At 42.1% G+C, this 19473-nt stretch carries 15 protein-coding genes and 1 tRNA gene; 7 read left to right on the plus strand and 9 right to left on the minus strand.

The window, feature by feature from the left end; translation table 11 throughout:
- Positions 1–90 precede the first annotated feature (90 nt).
- The 3 genes from LKX84_RS12875 to LKX84_RS12885 all read right to left on the minus strand — a co-directional run bounded on the left by LKX84_RS12875 (position 91) and on the right by LKX84_RS12885 (position 3355).
- Complete coding sequence (locus LKX84_RS12875; RefSeq protein ID WP_228237566.1) at positions 91–1260, minus strand: efflux RND transporter periplasmic adaptor subunit; 1170 nt, start codon at positions 1258–1260, stop codon at positions 91–93.
- 184 nt (positions 1261–1444) lie between these two features.
- On the minus strand, positions 1445–2365 hold the full coding sequence (locus LKX84_RS12880; protein ID WP_228237567.1) for a helix-turn-helix domain-containing protein: 921 nt from the start codon (positions 2363–2365) through the stop codon (positions 1445–1447).
- A 516-nt stretch (positions 2366–2881) separates the two neighbouring features.
- Positions 2882–3355: a PspC domain-containing protein gene (locus tag LKX84_RS12885; protein WP_228237568.1), complete on the minus strand. Its 474-nt coding sequence runs from the start codon at positions 3353–3355 to the stop codon at positions 2882–2884.
- Between the two features lie 165 nt (positions 3356–3520).
- Between LKX84_RS12885 and LKX84_RS12890 the strand changes: the two genes are divergently transcribed.
- From LKX84_RS12890 to LKX84_RS12905, 4 genes are all read left to right on the plus strand, one after another.
- On the plus strand, positions 3521–5311 hold the full coding sequence (locus LKX84_RS12890) for a histidine kinase (protein WP_228237569.1): 1791 nt from the start codon (positions 3521–3523) through the stop codon (positions 5309–5311).
- A gap of 18 nt (positions 5312–5329) precedes the next feature.
- Positions 5330–6064, plus strand: coding sequence for a LytR/AlgR family response regulator transcription factor (locus LKX84_RS12895; protein ID WP_228237570.1), 735 nt, complete (start codon positions 5330–5332; stop codon positions 6062–6064).
- Between the two features lie 114 nt (positions 6065–6178).
- Positions 6179–7540, plus strand: coding sequence for a hypothetical protein (locus LKX84_RS12900; RefSeq protein ID WP_228237571.1), 1362 nt, complete (start codon positions 6179–6181; stop codon positions 7538–7540).
- Between the two features lie 23 nt (positions 7541–7563).
- On the plus strand, positions 7564–8961 hold the full coding sequence (locus tag LKX84_RS12905) for a Gfo/Idh/MocA family protein (protein ID WP_228237572.1): 1398 nt from the start codon (positions 7564–7566) through the stop codon (positions 8959–8961).
- A 58-nt stretch (positions 8962–9019) separates the two neighbouring features.
- On the opposite strand, the gene LKX84_RS12910 is transcribed toward LKX84_RS12905, so the two are convergent.
- Complete coding sequence (locus tag LKX84_RS12910) at positions 9020–9988, minus strand: bile acid:sodium symporter family protein (RefSeq protein WP_228237573.1); 969 nt, start codon at positions 9986–9988, stop codon at positions 9020–9022.
- A gap of 220 nt (positions 9989–10208) precedes the next feature.
- Here LKX84_RS12910 and LKX84_RS12915 point away from each other — a divergent pair, with 220 nt between their 5' ends.
- Entirely contained in the window at positions 10209–11387 is a 1179-nt protein-coding gene (locus LKX84_RS12915; RefSeq protein ID WP_228237574.1) for a DUF418 domain-containing protein, read from the plus strand.
- 143 nt (positions 11388–11530) lie between these two features.
- Here the strand turns inward: LKX84_RS12915 and LKX84_RS12920 are convergent.
- The 5 genes from LKX84_RS12920 to LKX84_RS12940 form a co-directional block, all read right to left on the minus strand.
- Positions 11531–11604, minus strand: a tRNA-Arg gene (locus tag LKX84_RS12920).
- Between the two features lie 104 nt (positions 11605–11708).
- A complete protein-coding gene (locus LKX84_RS12925; protein WP_410548881.1) occupies positions 11709–12584 on the minus strand; it encodes a sugar phosphate isomerase/epimerase family protein in 876 nt (291 codons plus the stop codon).
- A gap of 163 nt (positions 12585–12747) precedes the next feature.
- The gene (locus tag LKX84_RS12930; protein WP_228237575.1) at positions 12748–13347 is read right to left on the minus strand and encodes a YceI family protein; all 600 of its coding nucleotides are present in this window, start codon (positions 13345–13347) and stop codon (positions 12748–12750) included.
- 81 nt (positions 13348–13428) lie between these two features.
- Positions 13429–14694 (minus strand): hypothetical protein, encoded by a 1266-nt coding sequence (locus tag LKX84_RS12935; protein WP_228237576.1) that lies wholly within the window; start codon positions 14692–14694, stop codon positions 13429–13431.
- Between the two features lie 33 nt (positions 14695–14727).
- The gene (locus tag LKX84_RS12940; protein ID WP_228237577.1) at positions 14728–15333 is read right to left on the minus strand and encodes a YceI family protein; all 606 of its coding nucleotides are present in this window, start codon (positions 15331–15333) and stop codon (positions 14728–14730) included.
- A gap of 344 nt (positions 15334–15677) precedes the next feature.
- Between LKX84_RS12940 and ppdK the strand changes: the two genes are divergently transcribed.
- Together ppdK and LKX84_RS12950 are read left to right on the plus strand one after the other, a co-directional pair.
- Positions 15678–18404 (plus strand): pyruvate, phosphate dikinase, encoded by a 2727-nt coding sequence (ppdK, locus tag LKX84_RS12945; protein ID WP_228237578.1) that lies wholly within the window; start codon positions 15678–15680, stop codon positions 18402–18404.
- A 140-nt stretch (positions 18405–18544) separates the two neighbouring features.
- Positions 18545–19441, plus strand: coding sequence for a cation diffusion facilitator family transporter (locus tag LKX84_RS12950; protein ID WP_228237579.1), 897 nt, complete (start codon positions 18545–18547; stop codon positions 19439–19441).
- The last annotated feature ends 32 nt before the right edge of the window (positions 19442–19473 follow it).

A 19473-nucleotide genomic window follows, 5' to 3' on the forward strand; every position in this document is an offset into this window, starting at 1 on the left:
ACTGCCCTAGCCTGTCCATTTTGGAATGGAACAAGCCTAAAAAAGGCGTTACCAACATGTATTGTCTACATGTTCAAAAGGATCTGATGCTTACTTGGCGGCCAATGAGGTTTCAGGTTCAACTTTGAAGGTTTTTTGTTCCGGTTGGATCGGAATCCCAGGACGAACCTTTAACAAATTGCCACTGATGACCTTATCACCAGGCTGTAGACCACCCAAAACAATCCTGTACTTGTGGTTGTACAATTTGCCTATCTGGATGGGTCTTACCTGAACCGTATTATCCTCGCCTACCGTATACACTATTTTTTGTGATTGATTGGTAGTGATTACTTCTTCGGGAATCAGTAAGACCTCGGTTTCTTGTCCCAACAATCGCATACGCCCGAACATCCCTGATTCCAGTTCCATGTTCTTGTTGTCAAAAACTGCCCTTCCCCTGATGGTACCGGTGGTTTGGTGGATTTCGTTATCCACAAAGTCCATATAGCCGACCCTATCATAGGAAGTTTCATTGGTCAACTTCACCAACACTTGTTTTTTACCGGTTGAAGCTTTTCCATCGTTGGTTCCAGGATTTCCAAAGAAATCCGTTTCACTGGCATCAAAATAAAAGTGCATAGGAGTCACTTGAAGGATTGTGGTCAAAAGGCTGGCATCTGCCGACCCTCCTGAAATATAGTTTCCCGGATCCACATATTTTTCACTGACCTTTCCGCTGATCGGTGCTTTTATGGTGGTGTACGAAAGATTCAATTGGGCTTCGGCCAACCTAGCGTTTGCTGCCATTAACCTAGCTTCAGAGGATTTTGCAATCTGTTTGCGCTGTTCAACCTCTTCCATGGAAACTGCCCTGGAATCCTGCACGGACGAAACACGATCATAATCGCTCTTGGTCCTTTGAAGATCTGCCTCTGCTTGCAATTTTTCAGCCTCCGCTTGTTTTAAGGCCGCATAAAATGGGCGTTGGTCCACAATAAAAAGCACTTGGCCCTTTTCCACAAAGTCGCCATCCTTGAACTTAACGGATTCCACATATCCGTTTACCCTGGACCGAACCTCTACTCTTTCCGAAGCTTCAAAACGCCCGATGTACTCATCCCAATTGGTAATCTTTTCAGTAGATGGGAGAATATAGGGTGTTGCCATGGCAACCACCTTCTGTTCCGCAGCGTTGGAATCGGCGCAAGATGTCAGTACCGACCCAAGGATTGCCATAATGCATATGGCCAAAACTGTCTGTAAATTTTCCTTTTTCATGGTGTTGTTGTTTTTGGTTATAATGATTGATAATGCAAATACCCAAACCCCAATACAGGCTTGGTATGATAAAATTCTTTTAATGTTTAAATGAAAATACCCTGTCACGAACCGATCCGTCGGCCGTGATATGGTCAATGTCCAAGAACAAAAGTCTGTCTAGATGATGCTGTGCTTTCGTTGTTTAATTGAGCATTCGATAATCGTTCGGGGAATATCCCACTCGTTGTTTGAACAATCTAGTAAAATGCTGCGGGTATTTAAACCCGAGTTCATAGGCAATCTGGCTTACTGATTTTGTGTCGTCAAAGATTCGTTCCTTGGCCACATCGATCAACTTTGTCTGAATGTATTCCTGTGCGGTCTTACCGGTTTCTTTTTTGACCAGGTCACCAAAATAATTGGACGACAGCTTAAATTCGGAAGCAAAATACCCAACCGAAGGAAGGCCAATGTTTTTTGGGTTATCCGATGTAAAATAATCGTTCAGCAAACTCTCGAACTTGTTCAAAACACCTTGGTTTTGGTTATCCCTAGTTATGAACTGTCTATCATAAAAACGCAAACAATAATTCAAGAACAGTTCTATAGTGGAAACGATCAGCGTTTTGCTATGCTTGTCAATGGCCTGTTTTAGTTCGAACCCAATTTTTGAAAAACAATCCAACACGATTTCCCTTTCACAATCCGATATATGCAACGCCTCATTTACCTGATAGGAAAAGAAGTTATAGTTGTTGATGTTCTTACCCAAGGTAGTGCCCTTTATCAAATCGGGATGAAATGCCAAGGCATGACCTTTGGGTTTCATTCTTTTACATTCCTGATTGGATAATTCCTCAGGTTTGGGAGACCTACCTGCTACTTGTCCAGGCCCCATAAACACCAAGGTTCCTTCTTGATAATCATAATAATGTTTTCCGTATTGCATGTCACCACACTTCACGTCTTTCAACATCACCAAATAAAAACCAAAATTCATTTTGGAGGGTACCTTGGGCTCTACTTTTGAAAAGTCGATCACAGAGACCAAAGGGTGATCTGTTTTTACACCATAATGCTTGTTATATTCACAAATGCTGTCAAATTTTATGATCTCTTCCATAGCAGTTATCTCTTAACCTTGACCAAAGGTAGATCATTCTCTTGCTCATGGTACACCCTACGGTAATAATGGTATGCTTTCGGTAATTTATATAACACGCAATGATCAGGGCCTGCTGTTTTGGAACACAAATAAGCATATACAGCTCATTTACAGCCGACTAAAATAAAAATACTCTTCTAATGGGAGTAGTACAATCAGTAGTAAGGGTGAAAAGATTGGAGTGAAGATGACCATTAAAAGGAGCTATATCGATAAGAACCGGAGGTGATGGTTGATTTTAAAAAAAGTATAGTTTTGATTGGTTTCATTTTTCGCGTCAAAATCGAGGCCCTGAAAACCGCCCTTCCAAAATAACCACGGAATCTACCAATTCCACCGATTTGAATATTGGAAATTTCGTTGAAGCTCACAGTGGCCATTTCATAAAGTGTTGATCTCCCAGTGTTCAAGGCTGCGGAGAAGAAGGGCAACCCACTAAGATAAACCACCTATACCAACGCAAAATAAAATACCCTATTTTACATCATTTTGCCCGCTTTTACTTTTTGATGCATTCATAAAATAACCAATAGCCCCGCCAATCAACGTAAAGATCACCACTCCGATCAGGGCATCCCAAATAATGTCCATTCCATTGCCGACAAAGCGGTCCACATCGTCCACAATGGTCACAAAATTTTTCACATACCCTGTGATGCCACCAGCCATGCGTTGCACCATCTCGGATTGAAAATAGTAGCTAAAGGGAATTCCCAATAATGCTCCTATAAGGGCAAAGGTCATCATCTTGCCCGCCATTTTGTTCAGTACAAGATAACCCCCAAAATAGGCCAATATTCCCAAAGGGATGAACAATAAGGTAAGTACTATGAAGGAAATCCTGATGATGATAGGTTGTAGGTTCAATTTCAATGCAAGCCTGCTGCTTACTCCCAATAAAATCTTTTCAGGGCGAGTTATGAATTGAATTATTTTCTGTGTATCCATTTGGTTTAGGTAATGATTGTTGGTCTGAAATTAAACAAGGCTTTTATTATCTGAAATTGTAAATGATTTTCTGCCCTTACCCACTTATTTTGTGTGGTATATCCTTTATTCTTTGTGAAAATGTGTATTTTCATTTTACCTTCAACTTCATTATTTGGTTGCCATATGAAATGCATCTTTACCTTGATGTTATTATCCATTGTTGTGCATTCTTACGCACAACAATTTCAAATGGAACTGGATTCCCTCATCGGGATAATTGAATCAAGTCCGGTTACAAATCAAGAAACCATCGACCTTAGAAACCAATACACCAAACAAGCTCTTTTTGCCAATCCTTCGGATACCACTCTTCTAGCATTTGCCCAGAGCACCGTTGATTTGGCTACAGAATTAAGATACTGGAAAGGACTTTTATTGGGGTATGAACGCGTCGCCTTGGTCTATCAATATTCCTTCTCCAACCCCTACAAAGCCTTGGAATACTACCACAAAGCCTTGGCCCTTACGGAAAAGGACAAGGATTTGGAATCAATGGGCTGGAGCATTTATGGAGGCATCGGCACTCTGTACTATGAGCAAGAAGAATATGGCAAGGCCTTGGAGCAGTTCAAAAAAGTGTTGCATAACGATAAAAACCTAGAACTGACCGCCACTGCAAACATTGCCAATATTTTTGGTTCTTTGAACCAATTGGATTCTGCCATATTTTACTACAACAAAGCATTGGATCTAGAACAGGTAACGAACAATCCAACATATAAGGCCAACCTGTATAGCAATCTATCTTTAGTCTACAGTCAGGCAAATCAAATGGACTTTGCATTGGCATCCGCAGCAATGAGTATTGACCTTATTGAGCAATATGGTATTGAGTTCGTTCGCCCTACCGCCTACGCCAATGCATCAATGGCCTACTTGGGCAACAAGGATTATGACAATGCGGAGCAATACGCCAACGAAGCATTACAATTGAGTGAAGCACAGGGAAATATTTTTCTTCAAAAGTCCGCTTGGGGAACTCTGGCCGATGTGTATTCGGCCAAAGGAGAATTTTCCAAGGCATTGGAAGCCTATACCAAATTTTCAGTATTGAAGGATAGCCTCAACAACCAGAACCGACGGGTAGAGATCAACCGCAGTCTGTTGGAGTTTGAATTTGAAAAGGAAAGGACCATTGCCCAAGCGGAAATAGATAGGCAGTCTACGATTAAAACGGCTTCGCTTCTGGGCGGCGGAGGTCTTTTGGCAGCATCCGTTTTCGGATTTGTACTGTACAAAAGACGAAGGGATGCCGTGGAACAGAAAAAAGAAGCTGAATTCAGGGCATTGGTGGCCGATACAGAATTAAAGGCATTGCGGGCACAGATGAATCCACATTTCATATTCAACGCCCTCAACTCCATCGGGGATTATATTCTGAAGAACAATAATGAAACGGCATTGGAATTTCTTTCCAAGTTTGCCAAATTGATGCGAATGGTGCTTGAAAATTCCGAAAACAAATCCATTCCTTTGGAAGAGGACCTAAAGTTTCTTGAACTCTATCTTCAGGTTGAAACCAAAAGACAACCTGGCAAATTTTCATATCATATCCAGGTTGATGAAGGACTCGATGTTGAAAATACCTTGGTTCCCCCGTTGCTGTTACAGCCTTTTATCGAAAATAGCATATGGCATGGGTTCCGGGATAAAGATGGGATTGGACAAATTCAAATAACCATAAATGAAAATCAAGACATGCTCATTTGCTCGATCGAGGATAATGGACGGGGAATAGAGCATATAACAAATGGAAATGAATCCAAAAAGTCCTTCGGGGTTTCCATTACAGAAAATCGACTCAAGATTTTGAACAAACAAAAAAACAAAGAAGGTAGATTGCAAGTTATCGACCTTGGAGAACAAAAGGGTACGCGGGTAGAAATCAGCTTACCTCTTGAACGCCTTTTTTAAATTGGAACAAAAGCCCATATGAAAGTAGCCATTGTAGATGATGAGCAGCATTGTATCGATCACTTATCCACATTATTAAAACCCTTTGGAGCAGGAATGGACATATCCTGTTTTGGAAGTGCAGAAGATGCCATTGCCGGGTTGGATACACTACGCCCCGATATCGTTTTTTTGGATGTGCAACTCCATGACAAAACGGGGTTCGATGTATTGTCCTCTATCTCAAAACGAGATTTCAGCCTAATTTTCACAACGGCATATGAAGCCTATGCCATAGAGGCCTTCAAATTTTCTGCCATTGACTATCTTTTAAAACCAGTGGACAAGGATGATTTTGAAATGGCCCTTCAAAAAGCCACGGATAAAGTAGAACAATCACAACTACATGATCGGGTCAAGGTACTGCTCTCCCATATTTCAACCCATAACAGCCCTAAACGCATCAGTGTTCCCTCCAATGATGGATATGTTTTTCTATTGATGGAAGATATTGTTCGTTGTCAGGCCGATGTGAACTACACCCATATTTTCACGGTTGATGGCAAAAAGTATACGGCATCCAAAACCTTGAAACATTTTGAAAAACTATTGGAGAGACAGCATTTCTTCAGAATACATAATTCCCATTTGATCAACCTAACATATGTTAACTCTTATCATAAAGATGGTTATGCCATCCTAAAGGATGGGTTAAAATTGGAAGTATCCACCCGTAGAAAAGAGGCATTCATCAAAGAGTGTGGGAGATTTTGAGTCAGAAAATTGTTCATCGAAATCGCCTGGCATAATCAGCTTCATACAGTTCATTGACTTCCTTCATCGTGAAAAATGTATATTTACTTTGCACACAAAACCATACAAACTAAAATGAAGTACACCTTTCCTCTACAAAGCCTTTTATCGCCAAAGGGCAAACACCCTTTTCGCCATTATTTGATCCTTTGTTCTATTTTCCTATTGTGTTCCAAGCTCTATCCCCAATTTCAAAAAGATTCCTTGGCCATCATACAATTACTGGAAAAGGAGGGTCTGACCTGGCGTATGGGTGATATTGAAGCGCATGCGGCTTGTTGGGCGGAACGTCCCTACGGAAGTATTTTGATCTCAACTACCGATGGTCGTTCACTGGATCTGCCCTCCAAGGCCATAATAGAACCTTCTCCCGAAATGGTCGGAAAAGGAGGGTTTGCATTTCATTTCAATCATCAGATGAGGATCAACGATTCACTTGCCTGGGTTCGTCACGATGAAGTTTCAGTTTCAATTGATGGCAAAGAATCCCTTACACACGAATTGCGTTTGTTGGAAAAGTTGGATGGCCAATGGAAAATGGTGGGTCAATCCTTGCATTCCTATAACCAACCTCCAGAAAATAAGATAGACACCACTAGTTATATCCAGACCGTTGATATTACAACAGGACGTATTGAAACGATCAAGATTATAAACGAACATTTTGAAGCTCCCAATTGGCATCCTGATAATTATCTCATCGTGAACAGCAAGGGCAAACTGTACACCTTGGAATTGGCCACCAAACAATTTAATCTTTTGGATACCGGTTTTGCGGACCAATGCAACAACGATCATGGAATCTCTCCTGACAATCAATGGTTGGCCATAAGCCATAATGACAAAAACGACCCTTCACCTAAACCATACAAGTCGGTCATATATGTTTTGCCCATTGGCGGGGGAACACCAAAACGGGTTACCCCCGAGGTAGTGTCCTATTGGCATGGATGGTCCCTTGATGGCAAAAAGCTGGCCTATTGTGGGGAAAGGAATGGGAATTATGACATATACACCATCGGCATAAATGGAGGCCAAGAAACAAGGCTGACCAAAACCGAAGGTTTGGATGATGGCCCAGAATATTCTCCGGATGGAAAATATATCTATTTCAATTCATACAGAACAGGACATATGCAGATATGGCGGATGTTGGCGAATGGTAAAAAACCGGAGCAATTGACTTTTGATGACAATTCAAATTGGTTCGCACATCCTTCGCCAGATGGAAAATGGATTGTGTATATTGCCTACATATCTGATGAAAAACAGAACCATTTGTTCGGCAAACAGGTAAAATTACGCTTGATGAATCTAGAGACCAGGAGTATAAAAGATATTACGCCTGTATTTTTTGGTGGTCAAGGTACGATCAACGTTCCTTCATGGAGTCCGGATAGCAAAAAAATTGCCTTTGTCAGTTATTCGGTCAATTAACATGCACGACTAAACAATAAACCATGAGAAAAGACAACAATTCCCGAAGAAGATTTTTGCACCAAATAGGTGCCACAACCCTGGCTTCGGTTGCAAGTCCACTTGCGTCATTGGCCGCCCAAGAAAAGGCTGAGGAAAGGATTTTACGCTATGAGCAAACCTTCGGCCCTAACGATACCATACGCATTGGCGTCATTGGCTATGGTGTGCAAGGGCATTTTGATCTTAATTCTGCATTAAAAGTCCCAGGTGTGGAACTGGCAGGAATTTGTGACCTCTATACCGGAAGGGTCGTGAACGCCAACGAACAGTATGGCAAGGATCTTTTTACCACAAGAAACTACAAAGATCTTTTGGACAAAGATGATATTGATGCCGTTTTGATCTGTACCACGGATGTATGGCATTCACGCATAGCACTCGATGCCTTGGCAAAGGGCAAGCACGTATACATCGAGAAGCCGATGATACACAAAATAAAAGAAGGTTACCCGATCATGGAAGCCGTAAAGTCCTCCGGAAAAGTCTTTCAAGTAGGAAGTCAAAGGGTTAGTAGCGTTGGTTATGCAAAGGCCAAGGAACTTTTGGCCTCCGGAGAAATTGGGGAGCTTAACATGGTCAACGCCATGTGGGACAGGCAAAGCTCCATCGGTGCATGGGAATATACGATACCCAACGATGCAGACCCTAGTACCACAGACTGGGAAACCTTTATTGAGGTAACTGACAAAATGGAATTTGATGCCAAGAAATTCTTTTGGTGGCGTGCTTTTAAAGAACTCGGGACCGGTGTTGCAGGAGATCTGTACATCCATTTATTGAGCGGAACCCATTTTATGACCAATTCAAAAGGACCACAAACCATATACAGTACAGGGCAGTTCAGTTATTGGAACGACGGGCGCAACCTACCCGATGTTATGTCCGGGGTAATGCAATATCCCAAATGTGAGGAACACCCGGCATTTCAACTAAACGTGCGGGTGAATTTCATCAGTGGAACCGGAGGTAAGGAAGTAATAGAACTCATCGGTTCCGAAGGTGTTATTTTGGTTGATCGGGACGACATCACGGTAAAACGGAACGTAATGCCCGAAGCACCTGGTTTTGGCGGATATGACTCGGTGTTCACTTTTTCAAAAAGCACGCAGGATGAACTCACGAAGGAATACAATGCCAAATGGAGTGCGGAACAGACCAAAAGAAAGGCATATGGGGATGTCATTTATAAGGCACCGGAAGGATATAGCTCTCATGTAGACCATTTCACCAATTTTTTTGATGCCATCAGAACAGGAAAACCTGTTGTAGAGGATGCTGAATTTGGTTTTAGGGCAGCAGCCCCAGCCCTGTCCTGCAACGAAAGCTATTTCAGCAAGAAGATTATACAATGGGATCCTGTAAAAATGAAACTGGTTTAATTTACTTTATCAGACCATAGCTGGATTTTTTGGCACATACAGAATGACCAATCATTGATTATTTATCAGTATGATGGCCCAATCTGGTCGCCAAAACACTGATGATGAAAATTTGGGAGGCATGGAATAACATCAGTGGGAGCAATATGATTCCCATGGGCATTGTGGCCGGAAATAAAATCTTGGAAAAAACAGTGCCGTGCACAAGGGATTTCTTGGTGCCACAAAACTGTGCCGTTATTTTGTCCTCCCTGTTGAACTTTAGCTTGTCCGCTATGAATCCAATAAAGAAATAAACCAGAAAAAACATTCCCAATACACCAACATAGATCAAGGCAAAATCCTGTATCCCCACAGAACTGAACACGTTATCCTCAAAGGAGTGCACAAAGCTCTTATAGATGATCAACAAAATAACAGATTTGTCGAACAGGGTCAAGTAGGAACCATAGCGAACGGCATATTTGCCCAGAAATCTGTTCAAAAGCAATCCTAGGATAACGGGCAAGAGTATTTCCGTGAGAAGTTTGATGTACACATCCGTCAATTCAAAATCCCCTGCTTGTTGTTCCAGGAAAAACCCCATCCAAAGCGGAGTGATCATTATGCCAATTAGTCCAGAAATACTTGCATTGAAAATGGCTGCGGGTACATTTCCTTTGGCCAAGGAAACCATCACTACAGAAGAGGAAACCGTTGATGGCAGCGCCGCCATGAACAAAAAGGCCAACCAAATGGCACTGTTCTCCCCAGAAGCCAGCAAAGGATAAAAGGCCAGCACGATCAAAGGGAAAAGCAGAAAAACGGACGATTGTACCAAAAGGTGGAGTTTCCAATTTCTGAGATCAGCCCTTATTTTATCTGGACTGAGTTTTAATCCATAGAAGAAAAATATGAGTGAAATTCCCAAACTGGAAATGCGATCCAAGGGAACTTGGCTCTCACGGCTTCCCAAGCCGGGAAAAAAATAGGCCAACACAACTACAACTATGATGGCCAACACAAAACGATCCAATTTAATCTTCATTTGAAAAATTTACTTTCAAAAAATAAAAGTACTTCATAGGTTTCACAACTGGTTCTAAAATTTAAAGATCAAAGCAATATAATAGCACGTTCATATTTAAATATTGGATAAATTGGTAATCCAAAAATGCTTTAAGCCCCACACTTCTATTCAATGGTAAATTTTCATTCAAACATCCTAATATCACTTTTTGATTGAGTCGGATAATATCTTGAACACCATGGATAATAACACGACCCGAATTACCGTAGTAGACGCATTGAGAGGTTTCGCACTGGTCTCCATTATGCTTCTTCACAATGCTGAGATGTTTGAAGCACATGCGGAGCACGTTTCTTTACCACAATGGATGGTAGGATTGGACAGGGTTATCTGGGACGCGCTAATGTTTCTTTTTGGAGGGAAATCGTATGCGATTTTTGCCCTTTTATTTGGTTTGACGTTTTACATTCAAAGTTATAATCAGGAAAAGGCAGGCAAGGATTTCAGGTGGCGTTTTGTTTGGCGCCTGTTGTTGTTATTGGGATTTGGACTCATCAATACCCTGTTTTACAGGGGAGAAATCTTGGTGCTTTATGCCTTGTTGGGAGTGTTATTGATTCCTTTTAAAAAGCTGGACAATAAGACCATATTTAAGGTAGCCCTTGTTTTATTGATGCAACCCATATTCTTGACAAAGCTCGTCTTGGCATTTCAAAATCCATCCCTTGAACCGGCAATACCCTCTTTTATGCCTTTCTATGAAGAATCCAACCCATTTTTGACCAGCGATTCCATGTTTCAATTAATGAAAAGCAACATTACCAATGGGCGCATTGCTTCATTACTATGGTTCTGGGAATACGGTAGGATCGAGCAAACGCTGGGCCTTTTTTTATTGGGGTTTTTAGCGGGCAGAAAACGTATTTTTTATAACACCTCTGACAACATCAAATTTTGGGGCAAAACGTTGGTGGTTTCTGCCATCTTGTTTATTCCGTTGTTTTTGTTAGAGTCGAACACAGGGGTTCTTTCTGATTCGAAAAACATAAATGCCGCTTTTTCTTCAATTTTAAGACTTTGGTCCAATTTAGCCTTCATGCTGGTGCTAGTATCGGGATTCACTTTGTTGTTCTACACTAAAAAAACGCAACCAATATTGAACAAACTAACTCCCATTGGGAAAATGAGCCTGACCAACTACATACTGCAATCTATTGTCGGCGCATTTATTTTTTACGGATTTGGATTGGGAATCTACAGATTTGTTGGTGCTACCTATAGTTTGTTAATTGGCATAGCCTTGGCTTTTGCAATGGGTATTTTCAGCAAATACTGGATGACCAGACACAAAAGAGGAATATTTGAGGATATATGGCATAAGTTAACCTGGATTGGTACTGAAAAACGGAATAGGTAATCTTTTATAAGGCCAGATTATCAACCTTCTCCGTTCCTTATGAAATCTTAACTTTTGAAAAAGTGTATCGGAAAATTGATTCAAAATAATTTCCATGGGCACAAAAATAACGAAACCCCAGTAAATACTGGGGTTTCGGGTAGTGATCGCGGAAGGATTCGAACCTTCGACCGTCTGCTTAGAAGGCAGATGCTCTATCCAGCTGAGCTACGCGACCCGACTTTGCGGGTGCAAAGATACTAATGTCAACCGTTGTAAAAAATATTTTTTTGGTTTCTTGTCAGTTTTCAAGAAATCCCACGGTCCATCATCCCTTAAATTTTAGTCGAAACCAATCTTTTTAAGGCCTTCGTGGCTGATTACGATCACTTCCAACGGCTTTTTGTCCCAACTCATATCCTGTTCCACAAAATACTTCACCATACCGGAGGTTTCCTTTTCTTTCAAAATCCTACCAAAATCAATATTTCCCTCTCCTACCGGTGCAAATTTGCCTTCTTCGTCCATATCCTTCACGTGCCAGGATTTAAACCTTCCCGGGTACTTTTCAAAGTAGGCAACGGGATCTGCTCCTGCCTTGGTCACCCAAAACAAATCCATTTGAAAGTTCACATATTTTGGGTCCGTGTTCTCCAACAAATAATCTATCGGAACTACCCCATCGGCATTCTCCTTAAATTCAAAATCATGGTTATGGTACAATAATTTCAATCCAGCAGCTTCACACTTCTTTCCAATAGTGGTCAATACATTGGCAAAATCTTCCATTGTCCCCTTCATTCCCATAGTTCTGGTATCAGGATCAAAAGTGAACATGCCCATCGGGGGTACCGGAATGGTAAAAAACTCGATTCCTGCTGTTTTTACATCAGCAATGAGTTGATCGGCATTTTCCAAGGTAACCATTCCCATGTGGGTGCTTACTGGTTTTAAACCCTTACTCTCCAAATAAGCTTTGAATTCTGCTGGTTCCATTCCATAGAACTTCCCTTCATTATAACCTGCTGCCTCCACGTAGGCATAACCGGCTTCGGCCACTTTGTCCAAGGTTCCCTTGGCATCTTCACCCATGTTGTCCCTTACGGTGTAAAGGGCCAATCCTCCAAAATTATCCTGGGCCTTGCAGGAAATGGCCAAAAAGCCCATACTTAGGGAAGAAAAAAGGATCAATCCCTGTTTTGCTAAAAATCTGTTCATCATTATGGTCTGTAGTTAAATTTTAGTTACAAATGCCCCACAATATACTGCTTTATTCACAATATCCATACAGTTGTGATCCTTGGTTTTCCGTATTACAAAAAGCAAAAAATCCGTTGGATATTACATCACTACGAATTTTTACATAAGAGTACCGATTACATTAAATTTCTTTCATCTGTAAGGACATGTGTACAAGAATTTCATTGTCAACCTTGATCATTCCCAACACTTTTCGTGGGGGCTCCAGACCAAAATCGGTGAGCTTCAAGGACAAGGTTCCCTTTACACAGATACCGCTTTTTTGCTCACAATTTAAAACAGATTCGTATTTGCGTGTAACACCTGCAATCTTGATTTCCATTCCCACGGAAATGGTCTCTTTTTCAGGTTGTGGGGGATTCACATACAAAAGTTTCAATTCCACTTCAGGGTGGCTTTTAGTTTGTAAAAGTTCCCTAAAATCTTTGTTGATGGCTTTTCCCCCGCAATCGAAACAATCGTTTTCCAATTTTAGTTTGGCATTTTTGAACAGGATATGTTGGGCCTTTTCATCATAGATCAAACGAATGGGAAGCTCCAATTCCTGAAGGTTGTATTTGCAGGTAAACTGATTGACATTGGTTGTTCCTGAAATGACAACTTCACTTTCGGGGGCCACACGAACGGTTGCCTCACGTTCCGGATCGGGATCGGCAAACCAAAGGAGCAACACAGGTAGCGTCCATAGGTATTTAGTGATATGTGGAAGTGTGGTTAACATGTCAATTAAAGATAAGGATTTTAGTTTGAAGACCTAGGACAAAATTGCCCTAGGTCCTCTGTCATTAAAACCAATGGTTTTTTAGAAACTGATCACGGCCTCTAACAAAACCCCATTAAATTTACCGTCGTTGAAGATACTTGTGTCACTGTAACCATCATAGGTTTGGTTCACGTATTCGAACTTGGCAAGGATATTCTTGGTCAAGAAGGCACCGAATCCCAATTGCAATCTATCAATGGTAACATCTTCTCCAGCAGCTGTTTCTGCGTTAACTGTGTTATAACGACCTGCTAAGTAGAAGTTTTCACTGTTTCCGAAACGGTATACCAACTCACCGGCCAACTGTGTGGCATTTCTCTTGTCGGTCTCGGCATCTGCCTTACCACTGGCAGTTTCAATAGTTCCGAAGAATTCCAATCCTTTGTATTTCAAGAAAGGGTTGATCATAAATGAAGTGATCTCATTGGTCATTCCAGGATCATATCTACCAGAACGGAAGTTGCTGGATGCAGAAGCCTCTGTATTTTCCATCACCAAGTAATATCTAGATCCTGAACGGTCTGCGCTGTACAAGTATACCCTACCTGATTTTCCAGTGCTGTACATAGATCCTGTGATACGCAATCTGAAGTCATCGCTCAATTGTTTGTCATATCCCAATTTGGCCAAGATGGAGGCTCCGGTCTGATCAGGGTTGTTCACGGCTTGGTTCAATTTACCATTGGAAAGTCCGAACATTCCGATGAACCCGTTTTTCCTGAAATACACCTCACCACCAACTTCTGTTGTGAACGCATCCATGATCAAGTTACCTACAAATGGGTTGTGAATGGCTTGGGCATTATCTGTCCTTCTAAAGTGGGCATCACCATAGTTGTTTTCCATGTGACCCACTTTAATGGTCAAATATTTCATGGCATCTTCCAAGAACCCAGGGCTGATGAAATCCAAGTTGTCCACTTGAAAATAACCACCTTTTACATATGGTTCTGGGTGGTGCCTAGAAGATAGGTAGGTTCTTAAGTGCATACGAACACCTTTGGCCAATGCCACATCCAAATCCAAGTTGGCAGTTGCCAAGTTAAAGTTGTCCCCGATGGCTATCAATTCAACTGCGCCAGAGTTTTCATGATCTAATGCTTGAAATTGAAGGGTTGATGAACCACCCACTCTCACTTTGATTCCGTCAAAGGTCAAAACGCTATCTTTTGGGGCTTCAAATACATTGATTCCATCTTTATCGGGAGACCGATAATTATCCAGTTGTCGATTTTGGGAATATCCCATAAGGCTTACCATAAATAATGTAGCAGCCAATAATCCGTGTTTTACATATTTTCTCATTGCTATAGATTTTTAAGTTGAGTATTTTGATTTTTATTTTGTCCAGATAGTATTGTATTGAACCTCTATTTCGTCCCCGGTTTTAATGGTGCCCAAAAGTGCTTTGGGAGGTTCCACACCAAAATCCGTCATTTTAAAAGCTTTTTTTCCAACCAGTTCTACCTTGTCACCATTCAGGGTCAGGTTAAAGGCCAACTCTACTTTGTTGGTCTTTCCTGCAATGCTCAGGTTGCCCATTGTCACCACTTTATATCCTTTGGAGGCAGAAACCACTGGCGCAATGCTCTTCACTTCCAACATTTGAAAAGTGATCTGTTTGTGCTTGTCCGTATCCAAGGCTTTGTAAGTGTTTTTGTCCATTCCATCATGACCGCTTTTTAAACTTTCTGCCTCCACCGCAAATTTTAAGGTGGATAAGGAAGGAAGATCGCCCGATGCATCAAGAACCAAGGTTCCGGATTTTTGCTCGGCCACTTCTTCCCAATCGTGAAGGGTGGAAGTTCCTGTTACGGACACTTTTCCTTCACCATTGTTGAGTTTAAAGTTTTGTGCAGCAAGTGTTAATGGAATTAGGCAGAATGTCATCCAAAGTAGGATTGCCTGTAATGTGAACTGTCTTTTTTTTATTTGAGATTCCATAGTTTTTTGGTTTTGATTAGGACAAAGTTCTTTCAGGATGCAAAACCAAAAGATGATAAATGTCAGTATTTTCCTAACTGATTGATTTTAAGTAACCTAGGTTACAAAATATTTTTATTTTTCTGATTTTTAAAGATTTACCTCCAACTTTTGCCAGTGATCAACAGGTATTTTCCGCAATAATTGGTGTTTGACTTTGTGTAAAGAACATATCACCTTTCTAATGAATGTTTTAAACAAGGAAGCACTCCAAAACCCTGATTTTTATCATGTTCTAAGGGCTGGTTTGCCGCTAATTTTACATACAGATTTTAGCACTTGTCAATTTCTTAATCATTATAAAGATGGAAACACTTACAGCAAACCAATTAAGCGTCTATTCCTTCGGGAATAAAAAGGCCGATGGCAGTCGCGATATGAAGGAGCTATTGGGAGGAAAAGGCGCCAACCTAGCCGAAATGAGCCGAATCGGGATTCCCGTACCTCCAGGATTTACCATTACCACAGAAGTTTGTACCCAATATAACCAAGAAGGAAAAGAGGCGGTCATAAATCGTATCGAACCTGAAGTAAGGGATGCCATTACCCGCATAGAAGCAACCATGGGGGCCACTTTTGGGGATGATGAAAACCCCTTGTTACTTTCTGTCCGTTCCGGTGCCAGGGTGTCCATGCCCGGTATGATGGATACCGTTCTTAACTTGGGCCTTAACGATGAATCCGTTAAAGGGGTCATCAAAATGACCGGCAACGACCGTTTTGCATGGGACTCCTACCGCCGTTTCATCCAAATGTACAGCAGTGTGGTCATGGGCCTTAAACCAGAATCCAAAGACGATCTGGACCCGTTTGAAGAAATCATGGACCATTTAAAGGACAAACGTCGCATTGAGCACGATACCCAATTCACCGTTCAAGACCTACAGGATTTGGTGTACGACTTTAAGGATATTGTTAAAAAAAGAACAGGCAAGCCCTTCCCTACCAACCCATGGGACCAACTTTGGGGTGCCGTGGCTGCCGTTTTTGACAGCTGGAACGGTGATAGGGCAATTTACTATAGAAAAATGCACGGCTACCCAGAAGATTGGGGTACCGCAGTGAACGTTCAGGCCATGGTTTTTGGCAATATGGGTGAAGACTCCGGAACCGGGGTTTGCTTTACTCGTGATGCCGGAACCGGTGAAAACAAATTCAATGGGGAATATCTTATCAATGCCCAAGGCGAGGATGTTGTTGCCGGTGTGCGCACCCCACAACAAATTACCCTTTTGGGATCCCAACGTTGGGCCCAATTGGCACAAATTGAAGAAGAGGAACGTCAGGAAAAATATCCTTCCCTTGAAGAATTGATGCCCGACATTTACAAGGAACTCTTCGAATACCAAAACAAATTGGAGACCCATTATCAGGATATGCAGGATATGGAGTTCACCATTCAACAAGGTAAACTTTGGATTCTACAGACCCGTAACGGGAAACGTACCGGGGCTGCCATGGTGAAAATTGCCATGGACTTGCTCAAGGAAGGATTGATCGATGAAAAAAAGGCCCTGATGCGCATAGAGCCAAACAAACTTAACGAACTGTTACACCCCATCTTCGATCCAGACGCTTTGGCAGATGCCGACGTGATTGCACAAGGTCTACCTGCCTCTCCTGGTGCAGCAACTGGTCAGATTGTTTTCTTTGCAGATGAGGCCACCAAGTACAAAAACAGTATTCTGGTCCGTATAGAAACTTCTCCTGAAGATGTGGAAGGGATGAACTTGGCAAGAGGTATCGTAACCGCCCGCGGTGGTATGACCTCTCACGCTGCTGTGGTGGCAAGGGGAATCGGTAAGTGTTGTGTATCCGGCGCTGGTGCCTTGAAAATCAATTACAAGACCAGGACCTTAAAAGTGGGTGATCATGAATACCACGAAGGGGATTGGATTTCCATCAATGGATCTACCGGTAACATCTTGGAAGGAAAGGTTGCTACCAAAGAACCTGAATTGAGCGGTGAATTTGCCGAGTTGATGAGTCTTTCCGATTCTTATGCACAAATGGAAGTGCGAACCAATGCCGATTCACCCAAGGATGCTGAAATTGCACGCAGCTTTGGTGCCAAAGGTATCGGGTTGACCCGTACCGAGCATATGTTCTTCGAAGTGGACCGAATCAAGGCTATGAGGGAAATGATCTTGGCAGATACCATCAAAGGTCGTAAGCAAGCCTTGAAAGACCTGTTACCTATGCAACGTGGCGACTTTGAAGGCATCTTCCGTGCCATGAAGGGTTATCCTGTAACTGTTCGTTTGTTGGATCCCCCATTACACGAGTTTGTACCTCACCAATTGGCCACCCAAAAAGAATTGGCCGATGACCTTCACATCTCCTTGGCTTCCGTAAAAAGTAAAGTTGCCGAGTTGGAAGAGTTCAACCCTATGTTGGGACACCGAGGCTGTCGTTTGGGAAATACCTATCCTGAAATCACCGAGATGCAGACCCAAGCCATTATCGAGGCTGCCCTCAATTTGAAAAAAGAAGGAATCATTACCAAACCCGAAATCATGGTACCATTGGTTGGTACCGTTGAGGAATTTAGGCAACAAAAAGAAGTAATCGATCAAACCGCCCAAGAGGTCTTCAAAAAACGCAAGGATACCGTGGAATACTCTGTAGGTACCATGATCGAAACGCCTAGGGCTACTTTGGTAGCAGATGAGATCGCTAAAATTGCCGATTTCTTCTCCTTCGGAACCAATGACCTCACCCAAATGACCTTTGGATATTCTAGGGACGACTCCGGTAAATTTTTGCCCATCTATTTGGAAAAAGGCATTTTAAAAGCCGATCCGTTCGAAGTTTTGGATCAAAAAGGCGTTGGACAATTGATTGAACTGGGAACTACAAGAGGTAGACAAACCCATCCTGGACTTAAAGTAGGAATCTGTGGCGAACATGGTGGCGAACCAAGTTCAGTAGGCTTCTGCCAAACTGTAGGTATGGACTACGTAAGCTGTTCTCCCTACAGGGTGCCAATCGCTAGGGTTGCAGCCGCGCAGGCAACAATCTCCAAAAACTAACGCCATTACCTAACCATTCTGTTTTTTTGAAATCCCCGGCCTTGAAAATCATCAAGTGTCGGGGATTTTGTTTGTGATAATGTCATCCTCCCCTATCCCTATTTTTATCTATTTTGCAGAAACTTTTCAACTTGATCCCTTTGGAAAACCCCAGTAACGAGCAGACCGCGATTCGAACCACGTATTTTAGCATTTTTGGCAATGCAAGTCTAGCGTTGATCAAAGGTCTAGCGGGATTTTTCGGGAACTCCTACGCTTTGATCGCGGATGCCATCGAATCCACCACTGATATTTTTTCTTCCCTTTTGGTCCTTTTCGGATTAACCTATGCCAAGAAACCTGCGGATGAAAACCATCCGTACGGCCATGGAAAGATAGAACCCCTCATCACCTTTGTGGTGGTAGCATTTTTGGTCACTTCGGCTACGATCATTGCCTATGAAAGCATTCAGCATATTCAAACACCACACAAAACCCCGGAATCCTGGACACTTTACATTTTAGGTGCCATTATTCTTTGGAAGGAAATCTCGTATCAAATCGTCATCAGAAAAAGTAAACTAACGCACAGTTCTTCATTGAAGGCAGATGCATGGCACCACCGCAGTGATGCCATCACTTCGGTAATGGCTTTTATTGGGATATCAATCGCTCTCATTTTTGGCAAGGGGTACGAAACCGCAGATGATTGGGCAGCTCTCTTGGCTTCGGCATTTATCCTTTATAACAGTTACCTGATTTTTAGACCGGCCTTGGGAGAAATCATGGATGAACACCAATACGACGACCTCATTCTGGAAATCCGTGAAAAAGCATTGGAGGTCAAAGGCATTTTAGGAACAGAAAAATGTTTTATCCGTAAATCGGGCATGAAATACCATGTTGACTTGCATGCCATAGTGGATGGTTCCATTTCTGTGGAAAAAGGACATTGGATCGCCCATAATCTAAAAGATTACCTGCGAAAGGAAATACCTAATCTAGGGCATGTACTCATTCACATTGAACCGAACGAATTCAAGAACCGAAACGTTTAATGTTTAATAAAAAGGAGGCCCTACCAAAGCTC

This window comes from Allomuricauda sp. M10, assembly GCF_020782875.1.
Taxonomy (GTDB): domain Bacteria; phylum Bacteroidota; class Bacteroidia; order Flavobacteriales; family Flavobacteriaceae; genus Flagellimonas.

Bases quoted from the DNA above. Each gene is read 5' to 3' on its own strand.
- LKX84_RS12875 (WP_228237566.1), bottom strand. From the start codon at position 1,260: ATGAAAAAGGAAAATTTACAGACAGTTTTGGCCATATGCATTATGGCA.
- LKX84_RS12880 (WP_228237567.1), bottom strand. From the start codon at position 2,365: ATGGAAGAGATCATAAAATTTGACAGCATTTGTGAATATAACAAGCAT.
- LKX84_RS12885 (WP_228237568.1), bottom strand. From the start codon at position 3,355: ATGGATACACAGAAAATAATTCAATTCATAACTCGCCCTGAAAAGATT.
- LKX84_RS12890 (WP_228237569.1), top strand. From the start codon at position 3,521: ATGAAATGCATCTTTACCTTGATGTTATTATCCATTGTTGTGCATTCT.
- LKX84_RS12895 (WP_228237570.1), top strand. From the start codon at position 5,330: ATGAAAGTAGCCATTGTAGATGATGAGCAGCATTGTATCGATCACTTA.
- LKX84_RS12900 (WP_228237571.1), top strand. From the start codon at position 6,179: ATGAAGTACACCTTTCCTCTACAAAGCCTTTTATCGCCAAAGGGCAAA.
- LKX84_RS12905 (WP_228237572.1), top strand. From the start codon at position 7,564: ATGAGAAAAGACAACAATTCCCGAAGAAGATTTTTGCACCAAATAGGT.
- LKX84_RS12910 (WP_228237573.1), bottom strand. From the start codon at position 9,988: ATGAAGATTAAATTGGATCGTTTTGTGTTGGCCATCATAGTTGTAGTT.
- LKX84_RS12915 (WP_228237574.1), top strand. From the start codon at position 10,209: ATGGATAATAACACGACCCGAATTACCGTAGTAGACGCATTGAGAGGT.
- LKX84_RS12925 (WP_410548881.1), bottom strand. From the start codon at position 12,584: ATGAACAGATTTTTAGCAAAACAGGGATTGATCCTTTTTTCTTCCCTA.
- LKX84_RS12930 (WP_228237575.1), bottom strand. From the start codon at position 13,347: ATGTTAACCACACTTCCACATATCACTAAATACCTATGGACGCTACCT.
- LKX84_RS12935 (WP_228237576.1), bottom strand. From the start codon at position 14,694: ATGAGAAAATATGTAAAACACGGATTATTGGCTGCTACATTATTTATG.
- LKX84_RS12940 (WP_228237577.1), bottom strand. From the start codon at position 15,333: ATGGAATCTCAAATAAAAAAAAGACAGTTCACATTACAGGCAATCCTA.
- ppdK (WP_228237578.1), top strand. From the start codon at position 15,678: ATGGAAACACTTACAGCAAACCAATTAAGCGTCTATTCCTTCGGGAAT.